This is a genomic window from Microbacterium sp. LWO14-1.2, assembly GCF_038397715.1.
Lineage (GTDB): Bacteria > Actinomycetota > Actinomycetes > Actinomycetales > Microbacteriaceae > Microbacterium.
Genome location: NZ_CP151633.1, coordinates 2,279,975 through 2,297,050 on the forward strand (window position 1 = coordinate 2,279,975; position 17,076 = coordinate 2,297,050).

The 17,076-nt window shown below is 69.9% G+C and carries 18 protein-coding genes; 7 read left to right on the top strand and 11 right to left on the bottom strand.

The window, feature by feature from the left end:
• Positions 1–82: 82 nt before the first annotated feature.
• The 6 genes from MRBLWO14_RS10920 to MRBLWO14_RS10945 form a co-directional block, all read right to left on the bottom strand.
• Positions 83–256, bottom strand: a complete 174-nt coding sequence (locus MRBLWO14_RS10920; protein WP_341933181.1) for a hypothetical protein — start codon at positions 254–256, stop codon at positions 83–85.
• On the bottom strand, positions 253–819 hold the full coding sequence (locus tag MRBLWO14_RS10925) for a YdeI/OmpD-associated family protein (RefSeq protein ID WP_341933182.1): 567 nt from the start codon (positions 817–819) through the stop codon (positions 253–255). Before MRBLWO14_RS10925 ends, MRBLWO14_RS10920 begins: the two co-directional genes overlap by 4 nt.
• 1 nt (position 820) lies before the next feature.
• Entirely contained in the window at positions 821–1,630 is an 810-nt protein-coding gene (locus MRBLWO14_RS10930; RefSeq protein WP_341933183.1) for an HAD-IIA family hydrolase, read from the bottom strand.
• 63 nt (positions 1,631–1,693) lie between these two features.
• The gene (locus tag MRBLWO14_RS10935) at positions 1,694–2,326 is read right to left on the bottom strand and encodes a metal-dependent transcriptional regulator (RefSeq protein WP_341933184.1); all 633 of its coding nucleotides are present in this window, start codon (positions 2,324–2,326) and stop codon (positions 1,694–1,696) included.
• Between the two features lie 38 nt (positions 2,327–2,364).
• Positions 2,365–2,667: a hypothetical protein gene (locus MRBLWO14_RS10940; protein ID WP_341933185.1), complete on the bottom strand. Its 303-nt coding sequence runs from the start codon at positions 2,665–2,667 to the stop codon at positions 2,365–2,367.
• Between the two features lie 71 nt (positions 2,668–2,738).
• Positions 2,739–4,022 carry an Nramp family divalent metal transporter gene (locus tag MRBLWO14_RS10945; protein ID WP_341933186.1) on the bottom strand — a complete coding sequence of 428 codons (1,284 nt, stop codon included), beginning with the start codon at positions 4,020–4,022 and terminating at the stop codon, positions 2,739–2,741.
• A 69-nt stretch (positions 4,023–4,091) separates the two neighbouring features.
• Between MRBLWO14_RS10945 and MRBLWO14_RS10950 the strand changes: the two genes are divergently transcribed.
• Complete coding sequence (locus tag MRBLWO14_RS10950) at positions 4,092–4,769, top strand: TrmH family RNA methyltransferase (protein WP_341933187.1); 678 nt, start codon at positions 4,092–4,094, stop codon at positions 4,767–4,769.
• A 46-nt stretch (positions 4,770–4,815) separates the two neighbouring features.
• On the opposite strand, the gene MRBLWO14_RS10955 is transcribed toward MRBLWO14_RS10950, so the two are convergent.
• Both MRBLWO14_RS10955 and MRBLWO14_RS10960 read right to left on the bottom strand, forming a co-directional pair.
• A complete protein-coding gene (locus MRBLWO14_RS10955) occupies positions 4,816–5,103 on the bottom strand; it encodes a hypothetical protein (protein ID WP_341933188.1) in 288 nt (95 codons plus the stop codon).
• Between the two features lie 134 nt (positions 5,104–5,237).
• A complete protein-coding gene (locus tag MRBLWO14_RS10960; protein ID WP_341933189.1) occupies positions 5,238–6,557 on the bottom strand; it encodes an MATE family efflux transporter in 1,320 nt (439 codons plus the stop codon).
• 90 nt (positions 6,558–6,647) lie between these two features.
• On the opposite strand from MRBLWO14_RS10960, the gene MRBLWO14_RS10965 reads away from it, so the two are divergent.
• From MRBLWO14_RS10965 to MRBLWO14_RS10980, 4 genes are all read left to right on the top strand, one after another.
• Positions 6,648–7,217, top strand: coding sequence for a DUF1992 domain-containing protein (locus MRBLWO14_RS10965; protein ID WP_341933190.1), 570 nt, complete (start codon positions 6,648–6,650; stop codon positions 7,215–7,217).
• Between the two features lie 46 nt (positions 7,218–7,263).
• Positions 7,264–9,228: a M13-type metalloendopeptidase gene (locus MRBLWO14_RS10970; RefSeq protein WP_341933191.1), complete on the top strand. Its 1,965-nt coding sequence runs from the start codon at positions 7,264–7,266 to the stop codon at positions 9,226–9,228.
• A gap of 187 nt (positions 9,229–9,415) precedes the next feature.
• On the top strand, positions 9,416–10,339 hold the full coding sequence (locus MRBLWO14_RS10975; protein ID WP_341933192.1) for a serine hydrolase: 924 nt from the start codon (positions 9,416–9,418) through the stop codon (positions 10,337–10,339).
• A 54-nt stretch (positions 10,340–10,393) separates the two neighbouring features.
• Positions 10,394–10,789, top strand: a complete 396-nt coding sequence (locus tag MRBLWO14_RS10980) for a hypothetical protein (RefSeq protein WP_341933193.1) — start codon at positions 10,394–10,396, stop codon at positions 10,787–10,789.
• A gap of 46 nt (positions 10,790–10,835) precedes the next feature.
• On the opposite strand, the gene MRBLWO14_RS10985 is transcribed toward MRBLWO14_RS10980, so the two are convergent.
• Positions 10,836–12,278: an MFS transporter gene (locus tag MRBLWO14_RS10985; RefSeq protein ID WP_341933194.1), complete on the bottom strand. Its 1,443-nt coding sequence runs from the start codon at positions 12,276–12,278 to the stop codon at positions 10,836–10,838.
• A 57-nt stretch (positions 12,279–12,335) separates the two neighbouring features.
• The gene (locus MRBLWO14_RS10990) at positions 12,336–13,799 is read right to left on the bottom strand and encodes an oligopeptide:H+ symporter (RefSeq protein ID WP_341933195.1); all 1,464 of its coding nucleotides are present in this window, start codon (positions 13,797–13,799) and stop codon (positions 12,336–12,338) included.
• Between the two features lie 93 nt (positions 13,800–13,892).
• Between MRBLWO14_RS10990 and MRBLWO14_RS10995 the strand changes: the two genes are divergently transcribed.
• On the top strand, positions 13,893–14,585 hold the full coding sequence (locus tag MRBLWO14_RS10995) for a GNAT family N-acetyltransferase (protein ID WP_341933196.1): 693 nt from the start codon (positions 13,893–13,895) through the stop codon (positions 14,583–14,585).
• 77 nt (positions 14,586–14,662) lie between these two features.
• Complete coding sequence (locus MRBLWO14_RS11000; protein WP_341933197.1) at positions 14,663–16,048, top strand: glycine--tRNA ligase; 1,386 nt, start codon at positions 14,663–14,665, stop codon at positions 16,046–16,048.
• Here MRBLWO14_RS11000 and MRBLWO14_RS11005 read toward each other — a convergent pair.
• Positions 16,035–17,030 carry a WYL domain-containing protein gene (locus MRBLWO14_RS11005; protein WP_341936190.1) on the bottom strand — a complete coding sequence of 332 codons (996 nt, stop codon included), beginning with the start codon at positions 17,028–17,030 and terminating at the stop codon, positions 16,035–16,037. The genes MRBLWO14_RS11000 and MRBLWO14_RS11005 overlap by 14 nt on opposite strands.
• Between the last annotated feature and the right edge of the window lie 46 nt (positions 17,031–17,076).

Genomic DNA, 17,076 nt, shown 5'->3' on the forward strand with positions numbered 1-17,076 from the left:
GTAGAGCCGTGCGGGCACGGAGTCGTGAGGAATCTCGCGCGCTTGGTCTCGCTCCGCTCGCTCACCGAACCACGAGGGAACCTCAGCGCCTGCGGTCGTCGTCTTCCCAGGGGCCTTCCCACCAGCCCGCGCGGCCGTCACCTTTGCCGGCACCCGGTCCGCGTCGGCGGGAGCGCACGAACTGCACGACGAGCACGATGAGCGACGACGACATGATGACGACGAGCACCAGGAACAGCAGGTCGGACTGGCTCACGGGCGTCTCCCTTCCGCCGCGTCGGCGACGATCTTGGCGATGCGGGATGCTCGGGTCTCCGGTCGCTTCGCCATCGCGATGTGCGTGAGGCCGAACTTCTTCACCGACGGGGGGAACGCGTCCCAGTTCTCGCGCGCCGCGGGCACGGCATCCAGTGCCGTCGTGAACTCCGGCGGCTCGACTCCCGCCTCGGGGCCGTCGAGCACCGTCCACGATCCGTCGGCGCGGGCGGCCTCGAGCACCCGGATCCCTGCGGGCGCCATCTGCCCCGTCGCCTCGAGCTCCGCGATCCGGGCCTTGTTGGTCGCCGCCCACCCGCTCCCGCGTCGGCGCGGACTGAACCACTGTCCGACGGTCGTGTCGTCGAAGGTGCGCACGGGGCCGTCGATCCAGCCGAAGCACAGCGCCTGGCGCACGGCGTCGTCATAGCCGACGCCCGTGGAGCGGCCTCGCACGCTCAGCAGCCAGACGCCGGCCGTGCGCTCGTGGTTCTGCTCGAGCCAGGCGCGCCAGGTCGCGGCATCCGCTGCCGAGATCCGTTCGCCGTCGTCGAGCGCGCCCATGTCAGTCCTCGTCGAGCGTCGGGATCGACTCGGTGACCGTGGGCAGCAGGTCGGCGACCGAGTCGACGACCTCGTCGGGCCGGAACGGGTACTTCTGCATCTCGGCCTCGTCGCTGATGCCGGTCATCACGAGCACGGTGTGCAGACCGGCCTCGATGCCCGCGACGATGTCGGTGTCCATGCGGTCGCCGATCATGCCGGTCTTCTTCGAGTGGGCGCCGATCTTGTTCAGGGCCGACCGGAACATCATCGGGTTGGGCTTGCCGACGACGTAGGGCTCCTTGCCCGTCGCCTTCGTGATGAGCGCCGCGATCGCGCCGGTCGCCGGCAGCACTCCGTCGGCGGACGGACCGGTCGCATCGGGGTTCGTCACGATGAAGCGCGAGCCCTTGTTGATGTGCCGGATCGCCTTCGTGATCGCCTCGAAGGAGTAGTTCCGCGTCTCGCCGACGACGACGAAGTCGGGGGCCGTCTCGGTCATGATGAACCCGGCCTCGTGCAGGGCCGTGAGGATGCCCGCCTCGCCGATCACGAACGCCGAGCCACCGGGCAGCTGCTGCTTGAGGAAGTCCGCCGTCGCGAGCGCCGAGGTCCAGATGCGCTCCTCGGGCACGACGAGTCCGCTGGCTCGCAGTCGCGCCGACAGGTCGCGTGCTGTGAAGATCGAGTTGTTCGTGAGCACCAGGTAGGGGATCTCGTTCTGCTCCCATCCGGCGAGCAGCTCGGAGGCGCCGGGGATGGCGGTGTTCTCGTGCACGAGCACGCCGTCCATGTCGGTCAGCCAGCACTCGATGTCGTCGCGGTGTCCCATGTGCACAGCCTATTGGGCGCGTGTTGCCGGGAGGTGACAGTCTCCTGGCGGCCGAGTCAGGCGCTAGGCGGTCAGCCAGACGACGTCGGCCGCTCCCGCGGGGAGCTCCACGTCAGCGCCGTCGAGGCGGATGCCGGATGCCGTCGTCTCGACCGTCGCCGCCACGACCAGACCCAGCGCATCGAGGGTGCGCAGCAGCTCGGGGTCGCGATCGTCGACGCGCAGCACGCGACCGGTGTGACCGGCCGGCGCGTCGGCGAGCAGCACGAACGGCTCCCGGTCGACGATGCCGTCCGCATCCGGGATCGCGTCGCCGTGCGGATCGAACCGCGGGCGTCCGAGGCGCTCGTCGATGCCTTCGAGCAGGCGGTCGCTGATGGTGTGCTCGAGCACCTCGGCCTCGTCGTGCACCTCGTCCCAGCCGTAGCCGAACTCCTGCACGAGCCACGTCTCGATCAGCCGGTGACGCCGCACCATGGCGAGGGCCCGCTGCGTTCCGGCATCCGTCAATCGCACCGCCCCGTAGGGCACGTGCGAGACCAGACCCGCCGCGGCGAGCTTCTTCACCATCTCCGTGACCGACGACGGCGCGATGCCGAGCTTCGCCGCGAGCACCGACGGGGTGATCGGCGCGTCCTGCCATTCGGTGTGCGCGTAGACCGTCTTCAGGTAGTCGTCTGCTGCCGGGGATGCCACTGTTCCAGCTTAGGCGAGCCCCTTCGGACAGCCGTGAGTCAGGGGTTGGCGACCGCGACGAGGATGCCGAAGGCCACCTGACCCGCGAAGAACACCACGAGGAACCCGAGCAGCGCCGCGAACAGGGAGAGACGCCCGTCGAAGCCCTCGACCTCGGCGATCCCGATCTTGCGCGCACGGAAGGCGAGCACGAGCGTCGCGACGCCGAGCGCGAGCTGCACCCACGGACCGCCGACGGGCAGCACCTTCGGGAAGGCGACGAGCAGGCCGCCGATGACGCCGGTGGCGAGTCCGACCCAGGTGAGGATGCGGACGGTGCGGCGCGCGGAATCGGCAGACATGTCATCGAGCCTAATCGGCGGCGGAGAGCCCGCAGGCTGCTCTGCTCTGCTCTGCTCTGCGCTGTCGCGGCTCAGGCTCCCGTGAGAACCAGCCAAAGCAGCGCGCCGTTGAGCGCGATGAGCAGAACGGAGGCGATCACACCGGCGGCGGTCGTCCACGCGCGGTTGGCCCACGCGCCGAGCGTGCGCCGTTGGGCGGTGAGCGCCACGAGCGGGATGAGCGCGAACGGGATGCCGAACGACAGCACGACCTGACTCAGCACGAGGGCGAGCGTCGGGTCGACGCCGACTCCGAGGATCACCAGCGCCGGGATCAGCGTCACGAGTCGTCGGGCGAGCAGCGGGATGCGCACGCGCAGCAGGCCGTGCATGATCTCGGCTCCCGCGTAGGCGCCCACCGACGTGGAGGCGAGGCCGGAGGCGAGCAGGCCGACGGCGAAGAACGTCGCCAACACCGGACCGAGTCCGGCGGCGAGAGCCGCGTGCGCACCCTCCAGCGAGTCGGTTCCCTCGACGCCGGCGAGGTTCGCCGCGGCCAGCAGCAGGATGCTGAGGTTCACCGAGCCCGCGATGAGCATCGCGATCGAGACGTCCCACCGGGTCGCGCTGAGCAGGCGGCGGATGCGCGAGGTCTCGGTGCGCGCGGCCTCCGTCGGTGCGTGCTCAGCGGCGGACCCGAACCTGTCGCGGGCGAGCGACGAATGGGCGTAGATCGCGTGCGGCATGATGGTCGCCCCGAGGATGGATGCGGCGAGGAGCACCGACCCGGTGTCCTCGAAGCGCGGCGCGAGGCCGCCGACGACTCCGGACGGGTCGGGCGGGGCGATGAAGAGGCCGGCGACGAAGCCCACGGTGATGATCGCCATGAGGCCGATGATGACGAACTCGAACGGACGGGGGCCGCGACGGCTCTGCACGGCGAGCAGGATCATCGAGACGGCGCCGGTGATGACTCCGCCGAGGAGCAGCGGCACGTCGAAGAGGAGATTGAGCGCGACCGCGCCCCCGATCACCTCGGCGAGATCCGTCGCCATGGCGACGAGCTCGGCCTGCAGCCAGTAGGCGCGGCGGGCCCAGGGGCGCCGGATGCGCGCGCCGAGCACCTGCGGCAGGCTCTGCCCCGTCACCACGCCGAGCTTCGCGGAGAGGTACTGGATGAGCCAGGCCATGACGTTGCCGACGACGACGATCCAGACCAGCAGGTAGCCGTACTGGGCGCCCGCCGTCATGTTGCTGGCGACGTTTCCCGGGTCGAGGTACGCCACCCCGGCGACGAGGGCGGGCCCCAGGAGCCACAGGCTGCGAGTCGGGGTCACGCGCGACGTCGGCGTCGGGAGCACGTCATTTTTCGGCATGCCGAAATCGTAGCGGATATTTCGGTGTACCTAAATATGACCGGGGGAGGCGCGGGATACCCTGACGGAATGGACGAGCAGCCCCTCTCCGAGCACCCCGTGCCGCGTGGATCGACCGACGGCGACGCGGTCTCACCCCAGCCCGGCTACGGCGTCGGACCCTGGCCCGGGGGAGAGGACGCATGGCCCGAGGGAGTGCAGTACGACCCCGAACTGCTCGCCACGGGCGACACGCGAAACGTCATCGACCGGTACCGCTATTGGCGCATGGAGGCGATCGTCGCAGACCTCGACACGCACCGACACCCGTTCCACGTCGCGATCGAGAACTGGCAGCACGACATGAACATCGGATCGATCGTGCGAAGCGCCAATGCCTTCCTCGCCGACACGGTGCACATCATCGGTCGGCGTCGCTGGAACAAGCGCGGAGCCATGGTCACCGACCGCTACCAGCACGTCGTGCATCACGACGACGTCGAGGGTTTCGCCGCATGGGCGCGCGCGCAGGAGCTTCCGATCATCGCGGTCGACAACGTGGAGGGCGCCGTGCCGGTCGACCGCGCCGAGCTCCCTTCGCGGTGCGTGCTGCTGTTCGGGCAGGAGGGGCCTGGGCTGTCGGCGGAGGCGCTCGCCGCGGCATCCGCCCACATCGAGATCACTCAGTACGGTTCCACGCGCTCGATCAACGCGAGCGCCGCGGCCGCCGTCATCATGTACGAGTGGTGCCGGAGGTACGCGGCCTGAGCCGAGCCGCGGATCCGCTCCGGAGTCGCCTGTTCGGCCTCGGCGGTCAGCTGCGATCGATGCCGAAGAGGTGACGATAGATCGCGTTGACGTCGCGATCGATGGCGTCGATGCGGCCGTGCACAGCGCGGAACTCCGTTCTCACGGCCTCGAAGCCGAGCGCCATCTCCCTGCGCACGCTCGCGAACTCGTTCCGCACGCTCGTGAACTCGTTCCGCACGCTCGCGAACTCGGTCTTCATGATGCGCACGAACATCGTCACGACCAGCGTGATCGTGCCGCACATCCCCGCCGCGAAGACGCCGATCAGTGTCCACACCTGTGGTTCGTTCATCCCCAGCATCCCTTCAGTGTCCCTCGATGATGCAGGGCGGCGCGAGTCGTTCGGACGCTGTATCCCGGAAAACTCCGGGGTCTGTGAACAGCGTTCTCCGCAGTGGAGATGTGCAGGAGGGGACCGCCGAGGGATCAGGCGCCTGCGGCCACCCAGCGGCCGGAGCGCACGCGCCATCCGAGAGTCGCGAGGCGAGCGAGCAGGTACACGCCGAAGAACGCGACGGCCAGCCAGATCAGCCCGGCCGTGCCGTCGATTCCGGTCGCGGCGATGATCCAGAGGGCAGGGAGGAAGGGGACGAGGTTGAGCCCGCCGGCCACCGCCAGGTACCGGGCGTCGTCCGCCCCCATCAGCACGCCGTCGAGAACGAACACCACGCCGGCGATCGGCTGCGCCACCGCGAGCACGAGGAGTGCGGGCTGCACGAGTGCCGCGATCCCCGCATCACCCGTGAACACGATGCCCAGAACGCCGGACAGAGCCGCGATGACGCCGCCCACGATCACGCCGAACCACACGCCCCACGCGACCGTGCGCTGCAGGACGCGGTGCACCTGCTGCTCGTCGCCGGCGCCCAGCTCCTTGCCGATGAGCGCCTGCGCGGCGATGGCCAGGGCATCGAGGGCGAACGCGGCCGCGGAGAAGATCGTGAACACGATCTGCCAGCCCGCGAGCTCCGACGTGCCGATCCCGGTCGCCACGGCGACCGTCGCGAGCAGCGCGACGCGCAGGCTCACGGTGCGCAGGAACAGCCAGCCGCCCGAGCGCGCCGTGCGTCCGAGACCCTCGCGCTGCACGCGCAGCGACGCCCGGTGCTTCGCGGCCAGCCGTCGGACGACCAGCACGTACGCGCCGACCATGCCCCACTGTGCCACGACGGTCCCGGCGGCCGACCCGGCGATGCCCCAGCCCAGACCGTAGATGAACACGACGTTGAGCAGGGCGTTGGCGCCGAAGCCGAGACCGGCGATCCAGAGCGGTGTCACCGTGTCCTGCATCCCGCGCAGCAGACCGGTCGCGGCGAACACGATCAGCATCGCCGGGAGACCCCACATCGACACGACGAGGTAGGCGCCTGCCTGTTCCGACACGGCCTCGCTCGCGCCGAAAAGCGACACGAGCCACGGCGAGGAGGCAGCTCCCGCCGCAGCGAGCACGGCGCCCAGGGCGAGCGCGAGCCACATGCCGTTCACGCCGACCGACACCGCGTCGCCCGGGCGCCCGGCGCCGAAGTGACGGGCGACGGCAGGGGTCGTGGAGTAGGCGAGGAAGACCATGAGGCCGACGATCGTCTGCAGCACGGCCCCGGCGATGCCGAGGCCGGCGAGCGGTGTGGTCCCGAGGTGGCCGACGAGCGCGGCGTCGACGATGAGGAAGGCGGGCTCGGCGATCAGCGCCCCGAGCGCCGGAACCGCGAGCCGCAGGATCTCGCGGTTGAGGGTGCGCCCGGTCATCCTCCGAGCCTATGGGGTGCCACCGACGCCCGCCCCGTGCTCGTGCTTCGCGTTCTAGGGTGGAGAGGACCGGAGGCACGGAGGTGCGCCATGACCGATCCACGCGAGGCCGCGGCGAGGTACCGCGCGCAGAGGCAGGCCGACGAGGGGGACGAGGAGTCCCGCGTCGCCACGACTCCCGGCGCCGCCGCGGCTGTCGACCGGGCGGCTTTCATCGAGTCGGCGATCCAGGTCGCGATCCGCCGCGGCGACTTCGACGACCTGCCCGGTGCGGGCAAGCCGATCGAGGGGCTGGGGACGCAGCACGACCCGGACTGGTGGATCCGTCGCAAGATCGAGACCGAGAACCTCACGGGGCTCGGCCCGCCCGCGATCATGCTCCGCACCGAGGATCGCGAGCTCGACGCGCAGCTCGACCTGCTCGGGCGGGAGGACGACGTTCGCTCCGTCCTCGACGACTTCAACCGGCGCGTGATCGAGGCTCGACGCCAGCTGCAGGGCGGGCCGCCCGTCGTCACGGCCCCGCGCGACGTCGATGCCGAGGTGCAGGCGTGGCGCGAGCGACGGGCCGCGCGCTCCGCCGCCGCATCCGCTCCGGCATCCGACGAGCCGCGTCGGCGGCGTTTCCGCCGCCGTCGCCGAGCCGAACGGCCCGAGTGAGCGACGCGCCCGCCGCCGATGTCGGAGGCCCGCATAGGCTGGTCGCATGACCGACGTGCTCCCCTCTGGCCTTGAGACCTCCGAGTTCAGCTCCGACACCCGTCCGCAGGACGATCTGTACCGCCACGTCAACGGAGCGTGGCTCGCGCGCACCGAGATCCCCGGCGACAAGGCGCGGTGGGGCTCGTTCCACCTCCTCGCCGAGCAGGCCGAGAAAGACGTGCGCACCATCATCGAGGAGTCGCAGGATGCCGAGGGCGGCACCCTCGCCCGCAAGATCGGCGATCTCTTCGCGAGCTTCATGGACACCGAGCGCATCGCCGCGGCTGGTGTCTCGCCGCTGGCCGACACTCTCGCCGAGATCGACGCGATCGATGACGTCGCGGCATTCCTCCGCACAGTCGGCGCGTACGACCGCGACGGGCGCGCCCACCTGATCGGCCTCTACATCGAGCCCGATCCCGGCAACCCCGAGCGGTACGTGCCGTTCCTCGTGCAGTCCGGTCTCTCGCTGCCCGACGAGAGCTACTACCGGCTCGACACCTTCGAGGGAACGCGCGCGGCCTACCGGGCCCACCTCGAGCGCCTGCTCGCGCTGGCCGGGGTCGCGGACGCCGCGACGCAAGCGCACCGCTCCATCGCCCTCGAGGGCGAGCTCGCTTCACACCACTGGGACAACGTCCGAAGCCGTGACGCGGTCGCGACCTACAACCTCAAGACCTGGGACGAGATCCAGGCGCTCGTCGGAGTGGACCTGACGCCCTGGCGCGAGGCCGTCGCCCCGAACAACGACGGCGCCTTCGCCGAGGCCGTCGTCTACCAGCCCAGCTTCCTCGAGGGACTCGGCACCCTGCTCGCCGCCGATCGCCTCGACGACTGGAAGGCCTGGCTGCGCGCGCAGGTCGTGCACGCCGCCGCCCCCTACCTGACCGACGAGATCGTGCAGGAGAACTTCTCCTTCTACGGCACCGAACTCACCGGCGTCCCCACGATCCGCGAGCGGTGGAAGCGCGGTGTCTCGGTCACCGAGGGAGCGCTGGGCGAGGCCATCGGCAAGGTCTACGTCGAACGGCACTACCCGCCGACGGCGAAGGCCGCGATGGACGAGCTCGTCGCGAACCTCATCGAGGCGTACCGGCAGAGCATCACCGACCTCGAGTGGATGACGGCCGAGACGCGCGAGCGCGCTCTCGCGAAGCTCGACGCCTTCACGCCGAAGATCGGTCACCCCGAGGTGTGGCGCGACTACTCGACGCTCACGATCGACCGTGACGACCTGTTCGGCAACGTCCGTCGCGCGGCGATCTTCGAGCACGACCGCAACGTCGACAAGATCGGCAAGCCCATCGATCGGACGGAGTGGTACATGCCTCCGCAGATGGTCAACGCGTACTACAACCCGCTCATGAACGAGATCGTGTTCCCGGCGGCGATCCTGCAGTACCCCTTCTTCGACGCCTCGCGCGACGCTGCCGCGAACTACGGCGGGATCGGCGCCGTGATCGGACACGAGATCGGCCATGGCTTCGACGACCAGGGCAGCCGCTACGGCGGCGACGGCAAGCTCGAGGACTGGTGGACGGATGCCGATCGCGCGGCGTTCGAGGAGCGCACCGCGGCGCTGATCTCGCAGTACGACGAGCTGGTGCCCGAAGGGCTCGATGCGGAGCACCACGTGAACGGGGCCCTGACCATCGGCGAGAACATCGGCGACCTCGGCGGTCTCGGCATCGCGCTGAAGGCCTACGAGCTGTCGCTGCGCGGTGCGGAGGCGCCGGTCATCGACGGCCTCACCGGGGTGCAGCGACTGCTGCTCTCGTGGGCGCAGGTATGGCAGCAGAAGAGCCGTGAGGCCGAGACGCTGCGCCTGCTCACGATCGACCCGCACTCGCCCAACGAGTTCCGCTGCAACCAGATCGTGCGGAACATCGACGCGTTCTACGAGGCGTTCGGCGTGACGGAGAGCGATGCGCTATGGCTGCCCGAGGAGTCTCGCGTCACCATCTGGTGACCGTCGGTCGCGCCGCTGCGCGCGACCCGCACGCCCCAGAGGGGTGCCCTGCCGTCGGGCATGTGACGTTCTGGTGACCGATCATCGTCGTCTGTAGGGCATCCTCACCCCCGGGGGTTACGATATCCGTGCCGTAGGCCGCGAGCCTCCGGCATCCCGCCAATCCGACCCCCTGTAAGGATCACGCGTGGGCGCTCCCGAGCCTCTCGATGGGCCTCCTCTAGCCTCGCTGCGCCGCTCCCAGCGAGCGGGACGCCGCCTGCCGCGGCGCGCTGCCGAGGGGCGTCGTTCGTTCACGTCGACGCTCCGCGCACTCGAGCAGCTCGCGGATGCGGGAGCGCAGGTCTCGGTGCACGTGGTCGATCTCGACAGCCACGTGCACGTGCTGGCCGGCGACGACCACGTCACGATGCCGGTCGCGGGTCTCGGCGTCGTCCCGCTCCTGATCGAGGTCGCGGCAGCGTTCGAGTCGGGCGCGCTCGACCCGCTCGAGATCGTCGACCGGTCTGCCGTCGACTCGGTCTCGACCTCGGGCGTGTGGCGTCATCTGCATGCCCCCGCGCTGCCGCTCGAAGACCTCGCCGTGCTCGCGGCGACGGCCGGGGACCCCATCGCCGTCAATGCGCTGCTCACCCGCGTCGGTCACGATCGTGTGCGGCAGCGCATCGAGGACCTCGGCCTGCGTCGCACCGCGCTTCTCGACCGTTTCCGTGACGAACGCGGCCCCGACGACGCCCCGCAGGTCGCCGTCGGCTCGGCCAGGGAGTTCGCGGGCCTCTTCTCCGCTCTCGTCAACTCGCAGGTGGTCGGGGCGCCGGTGAGCGCTCAGGTGTCGGAGTGGCTCAGCCTCAACCAGGACCTGAGCCTGGTCGCGGCCGCCACCGGCCTCGACCCGTTCGCCCACGACCACGACGCGCACGGCCTGCTGTTCATCAACAAGACCGGCCGGGACCGTGGTGTGCGTGCCGAGGCCGGTGTGCTCGCCGGTCCGCGCGCGGGTGTCGCCTACTCCTTGATCGTGTGCTTCGACGACCTCTCGATCACACATCGACTTCGGGCGCACGACGCGTTCCGCGTGCTCGGGGTCGAGCTGATGGAGTACACGCACTAGCCCCCCCGCCGGCACGACCGGCGCCCGGCGACACCGGGTCGCTAGCATCGAAGGATGCCGCGCACCGACTGGACCCCGCATCGCCGAGACGACGGCGAGCTGCTGGGCTGGATCCACCCCTCCGGCGACGACTGGGTCGCCGTCGACGTGCTCGGTCGGGTGTGCTCCGACCCGACCGACTGGCTCGACGCCGAGGCCGCTCTCGACGACCGAGGGATCGCCTGGCTCGCCGATCCCTGGGTGCTCGACGACGAGGCGGGCGGACCGCTGCGGGTGCGCATCCTCGAGGTCACGCCAGACGACGAGGCCGCACCCGGTCGCATCGTGGTCAAGATCGACGACTTCGGCGACGTGAACCGTCCCCCGACGCAGCAGTACGTGCTGCCGTGGCCGATGCCGACGCGTCTGCGCCCGCCGCGCCCCGGTGACCCCGACCCGCGCGTGCTCTGACGCGAACGCTGCGACGCGCAGCGCGACTCCGTCCGCCCTCGGACACTCAGCCCGGAAGCGAGGGGTGCTGCTCGCTCGCCCGCTGCCGCGGGATGAACAGCGACAGGACGACCGCGACGAGGCCGGCGGCGATCGCGAGCCAGAAGCACACGTCGAACGCCGCCCTGGTCGGCACCGCGACCCCGCCGACGTCGACGCTCATCGCCGCGAGCACGCCGCCCATGACCGCGGAGGCGCTCGACGTGCCGACCGAGCGGAAGAGCGCGTTGAGACCGTTCGAGGCTCCGGTCTCGTTCGCGGGGACCGAGCGCATGATGATCATCGGCATCGCGGCGAACGTGAAGCCGATTCCCACGCCGATGAGCAGGTTGGCGGCGAGGATGTGCCACACCTCGCTCGACCACAGCAGCACGAACACGTAGGCGAGCACGATCGCCACCGCCCCGACCGTGAAGAGCGGCCGGGGTCCGACGGTGCGCTCGAGCCATCCGGAGAGCGGAGAGATGACCATCATCACGAGTCCGGCCGGCATGATGACGAGCGCCGCAGACACCATGTCGAGACCGAAGCCTGACCCCGTCGCGACCGGCATCTCGAGCAGCTGCGGGAACGTGACGTTCGAGGCGAACAGCGCGAAGCCCATGCCGATCGCGGCGATGTTCGTGAACAGCACGGCGGGACGGGCGGCCACGCGCAGGTCGAGCAGCGGGTCATCGGTGCGCAGCTGGTACCAGCCCCAGATCAGCAGCACGGCGACACCGCCGATGATGCTCGCGAGAGTCAGCGGGGCGGTCCAGCCCCACTCGGCACCACGGGAGACGAACAGCAGGATGCCGGTGAGGCCGATCGCGAGCCCGATGGCGCCGAGCACATCGAGGCGGCCGGGGAAGCGCAGCACATCCTCCGGGACGACGAGCAGCACGAGCACGAGGCCGATGACGCCGAGGCCGGCGGCGAGCCAGAACAGCCAGTGCCAGTCGGCGTTCTCGGCGAGCAGCGCCGCCACCGGCATCCCGATCGCGCCCCCGACGCCCATGGTCGCGCTCATCAATGCGACGGCCGTGCCGAGGCGTTCCGAGGGCAGCACGTCGCGCATGATCGCGATGCCGAGCGGGACGACGCCGGTGACGGCGCCCTGCAGCGCGCGGCCGATGATGACGCCGACGATCGAGCCCGACAGGGCGGCGATCAGCGAACCGACGATGAGCAGGCCGAGAAGCACGATCACGACACGGCGCTTGCCGTACATGTCGCCGAGCCGACCGGAGATCGGCGTCGCCACCGCGGCGACGAGGAGGGTGATCGTGACCACCCACGTGGTGTCCTCGCGGGAGGCGTTCAGCAGTCGGGGGAGCTCCGCTTGCAGAGGCACCACGAGCGTGAACATGAACGACGAGCAGAGGCCCGCGAAGGCGAGCACCGCGACGATCGCCCAGCGCGGGACCTTCCGGGAGAGTCTTCTGCGCGCGCGATCATCGGTCTCTCCCATCCCCTCAGGCTATCGGCGGTGTCGGACTCCGGGGCCCGATCGCCCCCCCGGATCCCGTCAGCTGACACCCTTCATGAGTCTGAGCACCGGCTTGACCGACAGCAGCAGTCCTGCGCCGACGGCGATGGCGATCAGGCCGAGGATCGAGAAGTAGGGCACCTCGTTCTTCGGGTCGTAGAACCGCACGAGCCACCCTGAGATCGCTGTGCCGAGCGCGACCGAGAGGAAGAACAGCGCCACCATCTGCGTGTGGAAGACCTTCGGTGCGAGCTTGGTCGTCACCGAGAGGCCGACCGGCGAGATGAGGAGTTCGGCGATCGTGAAGACGAGCAGGATGCCGACGATGGCGAGCAGCGGGGTGGAGTTCGCGCTGCCGTTCGCGAAGATCAGGAACAGCAGGAACGCGGCGCCCATGATCATCGCGCCGAAGGCGAACTTGACCGGCGTCGACGGCTGGCGCTTCCCGAGCCTCGTCCAGATCGCCGCGAAGACGCCCGACAGGATGATGATGAAGACCGGGTTGATGGACTGCACCCAGGACACGGGCATCTCGAAGCCGAACAGGTTCCGGTCGAGGCGCTCGTCGGAGTACACCGTGAGCACCGTGAACTGCTGCTGGTACAGCGACCAGAACGCGACGCTGGTGATGAACAGCGGCAGGAACGCCCACACGCGTGACCGCTCGGTCGCATCGATGCGGCGGCTGCCGAGGATGACGGCGAAGTAGGCGATCGCGGCGACGACCGTGCCGATGATGACGATCGTCGAGAGGTTATCGGCCTTGATGACTCCGAGCAGCACGAGCACGGCGATCACGACGACAGCGGCCGCGGCGACGACTGCCGCGAGCGGGTACCGCGAGCGGGGCAGCGGATTGGGCACGCGCCGCGCCTCGTCGGGCAGCGCCTTGCGACCGAAGGAGTACTGCACGAGCCCGAGCGTCATGCCGATCGCGGCGAGGCCGAACCCGAAGTGGAAGCCGAGGGTCGACTGCAGGATGCCGGTGAGGATCGGCCCGAGGAACGCACCGAGGTTGATGCCGAGGTAGAAGAGCGAGAACCCGGCGTCGCGGCGTGTGTCGTCTGCACTGTAGAGCGTGCCGACCACCGAGGTCGCGTTGGCCTTGAGCCCGCCGGACCCGAGGGCGACGAGCACCAGTCCGACGCCGACGCCGAGGAACCCCGGCAGCAGGGCGAGGGCGACATGACCGGCGACGATCACGATCGCGCTGAGGAACAGCACACGCTCCGAGCCCAGCATCCGGTCGGCGATCCACGCGCCGAGGATTGTCGACAGGTAGACGGAGCCGCCGTAGGCGCCGACGATGCCGCCCGCGACGGCCTGCGAGAGCCCGAGCCCGCCCTCGGTGACCGAGAAGTACAGGTAGATGAGCAGGATGCCCTGCATGCCGTAGAAGCTGAAACGCTCCCACATCTCCACGCCGAAGACGTGGACGAGCGCCCACGGCTGGCCGAAGAACCGGGTGTCGGACGCCGTCGTCGCCGTGTCGCGTGTTGCCATTCCCCCACGGTACGCCCGCCGCCGAGGCCGCGGCAGAGGATTCCCCAGGGCGTCGGATTCCGCTATCGCGGGCGAGAGGGGCAGACTGGGGGCGTGCGAACCATCCGTGACCTCGACACCGTTGAACTGATCATCGACGCGCAGAGCCTGCTGGATTCCATCCGCGGGCCCGAGCGCGTCATCGACGCCGGGACGCTGCGCGCCCTGCAGCAGTCGGGCAACTACGTCGTCGGGCTCTTCGACGGCGAGGGCGGGGAGGAGCGGATGGTCGGAGCGTCGATCGCGTTCTTCGGCGCCCCGGCTCGTCGTGCGATGCACTCGCACATCACGGCTCTCCTTCCCGAGTACCGCGGACGCGGGTGGGGTCGCGAGCTCAAGGAGCACCAGCGCCAGTGGGCGTTCTCCCGCGACGTCGGCCGCATCACGTGGACGTACGACCCGCTCGTCGCCCGCAACGCGCACTTCTTCCTCTCGGTGCTCGGGGCCCGGGTCACCGGCTACTCGGTCAACCGCTACGGCATCTTCGGCGGAGGGGACGCCGGAGACGAGAGCGACCGTCTCGACGTGGAGTGGGCGCTCGCCGACATCGCCAAGCCGCCGGCATCCGATCTCGTGGTCGAGACGCTCGAGATCCCGACCGACATCGAGGCGATGCGGGAGTCCGATCCCGCCGCCGCGCACGAATGGCGCACGCGCCTGCGCGCGCAGATGGAGGGACTACTCGGGAGCGGCCTGCGGATCGCCGGTTTCGACGTCGAGCGCGGGTACCTGTTCACGCGGGCATAATCCGGCGCGGATAAGATTGACGTGCCCGGATTCCCGGGTTTCTCCGCTTCCCGCCGCATCCGACCATTGGAGCCACCGTGGCCGAACAGTCCCGTCTCGACAAGGTCATCGCCCTTGCCCGCCACCGCGGGTTCGTCTTCCAGGCGGGTGAGATCTACGGCGGCTCGCGGTCGGCGTGGGACTACGGGCCCCTCGGCACGGAGCTCAAGGAGAACATCCGCCGGCAGTGGTGGCAGACGTTCGTGCGCGGCCGCGGCGACATGGTGGGCCTCGACTCCAGCATCATCCTGCCCAAGCGGGTGTGGGAGGCGTCCGGTCACGTCGCGACCTTCAGCGACCCGCTCGTCGAGTGCCTGAGCTGCCACAAGCGGTTCCGCGCCGACAACCTCATCGAGGACTTCGAGGCACGCAAGGGCCGCAAGGCCGAGAACGGCCTCGCCGACGTGCCGTGCCCGAACTGCGGCACCAAGGGCCAGTACACCGAGCCCAAGGACTTCTCCGGACTCGTGAAGACGTACCTCGGTGTCGTCGACGACGAGTCAGGCCTGTACTACCTGCGCCCGGAGACCGCGCAGGGCATCTTCGTGAACTTCTCGAACGTGCTCACCGCGAGCCGCAAGAAGCCGCCGTTCGGCATCGGGCAGGTCGGCAAGGCGTTCCGCAACGAGATCACGCCGGGCAACTTCATCTTCCGCACGCGCGAGTTCGAGCAGATGGAGATCGAGTTCTTCACTCCTCCGGCCGAGGCGCCGCAGTGGTTCGACCACTGGGTGGAGGCGTGCTGGAACTGGTTCATCGACCTCGGCATCGACCCCGAGAACATGCGCCAGTTCGACGTGCCGGAGGAGGACCGTGCGCACTACTCGGCCGGGACGATCGACGTCGAGTACCGCTTCGGCTTCCAGGGCAAGGAGTGGGGCGAGCTCATGGGCGTCGCCAACCGCACCGACTACGACCTGTCGAGCCACAGCGAGGCGTCGGGCCAGAGCCTGACGTACTTCGACCAGGCGTCGGGCGAGCGCTACACCCCGTACGTGATCGAGCCGTCGTTCGGCCTGACCCGCGCCATGATGGCCTTCCTCGTCGACGCGTACGTCGAGGAGCAGGTGCCGAACGCCAAGGGCGGCACCGATGTGCGAACGGTGCTCAAGCTCGACCCGCGCCTCGCCCCCGTCAAGGCGGCCGTGCTGCCGCTGAGCCGCAACGAGCGCCTGTCGCCGCTCGCGCGCGAGGTCGCCGACACACTGCGCGGCTCGTGGGCCGTCGACTTCGACGACGCCGGTGCCATCGGCCGTCGCTACCGCCGTCAGGACGAGATCGGCACGCCGTTCTGCGTCACGATCGATTTCGATTCGCTCGACGACAGGGCCGTCACGGTGCGTGACCGCGACACCATGGCTCAGGAGCGCGTCGGCATCGACGAGCTGCACGACTACCTGGCTGCGCGCCTCAAGGGCGCCTGACCTCGGCGCGATGCGCGGCCGTCGCGGGGCTCCCGGCGACGGCCCGCGCATAGCGCTCCGACAGCACCTGCAGGCGGGGGACCAGCTCGGGCGGTGACTCGACGGTGAAGTCCATCATCAGCATCCCGATGTACGCCGCGACCGTGTCGAGGCTGTCCGCACCGGTGACGAGGATGCAGTGGCTCTCGTCGACCGGCTCGACGACGCCGACGGCGGCATGGATGCGGTCGAGCACCGCTTCCGCCGGTGCGTCGATCCGCAACCGGGCGTGCACGACCCATCCGCTCACGGCGATCGTCCGCATCGCGAAAGCGGTGTAGTCGCCGCCGGGCAGCGGCTGCGGTGTGAAGCGGCGCCGTGTCGGCATCCGCAGTTCCATCCAGTCGACGCGGTAGGTCGCCCAGCTGCCGGCCTGCGGGTCGCGGCCGACGAGATACCAGCGCCGGTGCCACGTCAGCAGTCGGTAGGGCTCGACGAGCGTCGGCGAGCCCTCGTAGTCGAACCGCACCCACTCCTCGCCCCGGATGGCGGTGGCGATCGCCTGCAGTGCGGCGGCATCCACCTCAGGGTCGGGAGCGTCGGTGTCGTTGTTCTCCGGTGCGCGGTCGACGCTCGACCGGAGGGCGTCGACGGTCGGCCGCAGGTGCGAGGGGAGGACCTGTTCGAGCTTCGCGAGTGCCCGCGCGCCGGACTCGCTCACGCCGGCGATGCCGGCCGCGGCCCGGAGGCCGACGGTCACGGCGACCGCCTCCTCATCGTCGAGGAGGAGCGGCGGCAGCTTCCCGCCCGCGCCGAGGCGGTAGCCGCCGGTCGACCCCCGGGTGGCGTCGACGGGATAGCCGAGGTCGCGCAGCCGCTCGACGTCGTGCCGTACGGTGCGGGTCGAGACGCCCAGCCGCTCTGCCAACTCGGAGCCGGAGCGCTCCGGTCCGGTCTGGAGCAGCGACAGCATGGCCAGCAGACGTGCGGTCGGATCGGCCATCATCGCCTCCGAGAATCGGTTCGTCATTAGGAATGGATTCAACCTA

What these genes read in the sequence shown, in the direction of transcription:
- MRBLWO14_RS10925 (WP_341933182.1), bottom strand. Translation starts at nt 819, where the DNA reads ATGGGCGCGCTCGACGACGGCGAACGGATCTCGGCAGCGGATGCCGCG.
- MRBLWO14_RS10930 (WP_341933183.1), bottom strand. Translation starts at nt 1,630, where the DNA reads ATGGGACACCGCGACGACATCGAGTGCTGGCTGACCGACATGGACGGC.
- MRBLWO14_RS10940 (WP_341933185.1), bottom strand. Translation starts at nt 2,667, where the DNA reads ATGTCTGCCGATTCCGCGCGCCGCACCGTCCGCATCCTCACCTGGGTC.
- MRBLWO14_RS10945 (WP_341933186.1), bottom strand. Translation starts at nt 4,022, where the DNA reads ATGCCGAAAAATGACGTGCTCCCGACGCCGACGTCGCGCGTGACCCCG.
- MRBLWO14_RS10950 (WP_341933187.1), top strand. Translation starts at nt 4,092, where the DNA reads ATGGACGAGCAGCCCCTCTCCGAGCACCCCGTGCCGCGTGGATCGACC.
- MRBLWO14_RS10955 (WP_341933188.1), bottom strand. Translation starts at nt 5,103, where the DNA reads ATGAACGAACCACAGGTGTGGACACTGATCGGCGTCTTCGCGGCGGGG.
- MRBLWO14_RS10960 (WP_341933189.1), bottom strand. Translation starts at nt 6,557, where the DNA reads ATGACCGGGCGCACCCTCAACCGCGAGATCCTGCGGCTCGCGGTTCCG.
- MRBLWO14_RS10965 (WP_341933190.1), top strand. Translation starts at nt 6,648, where the DNA reads ATGACCGATCCACGCGAGGCCGCGGCGAGGTACCGCGCGCAGAGGCAG.
- MRBLWO14_RS10970 (WP_341933191.1), top strand. Translation starts at nt 7,264, where the DNA reads ATGACCGACGTGCTCCCCTCTGGCCTTGAGACCTCCGAGTTCAGCTCC.
- MRBLWO14_RS10980 (WP_341933193.1), top strand. Translation starts at nt 10,394, where the DNA reads ATGCCGCGCACCGACTGGACCCCGCATCGCCGAGACGACGGCGAGCTG.
- MRBLWO14_RS10985 (WP_341933194.1), bottom strand. Translation starts at nt 12,278, where the DNA reads ATGGGAGAGACCGATGATCGCGCGCGCAGAAGACTCTCCCGGAAGGTC.
- MRBLWO14_RS10990 (WP_341933195.1), bottom strand. Translation starts at nt 13,799, where the DNA reads ATGGCAACACGCGACACGGCGACGACGGCGTCCGACACCCGGTTCTTC.
- MRBLWO14_RS11005 (WP_341936190.1), bottom strand. Translation starts at nt 17,030, where the DNA reads ATGGCCGATCCGACCGCACGTCTGCTGGCCATGCTGTCGCTGCTCCAG.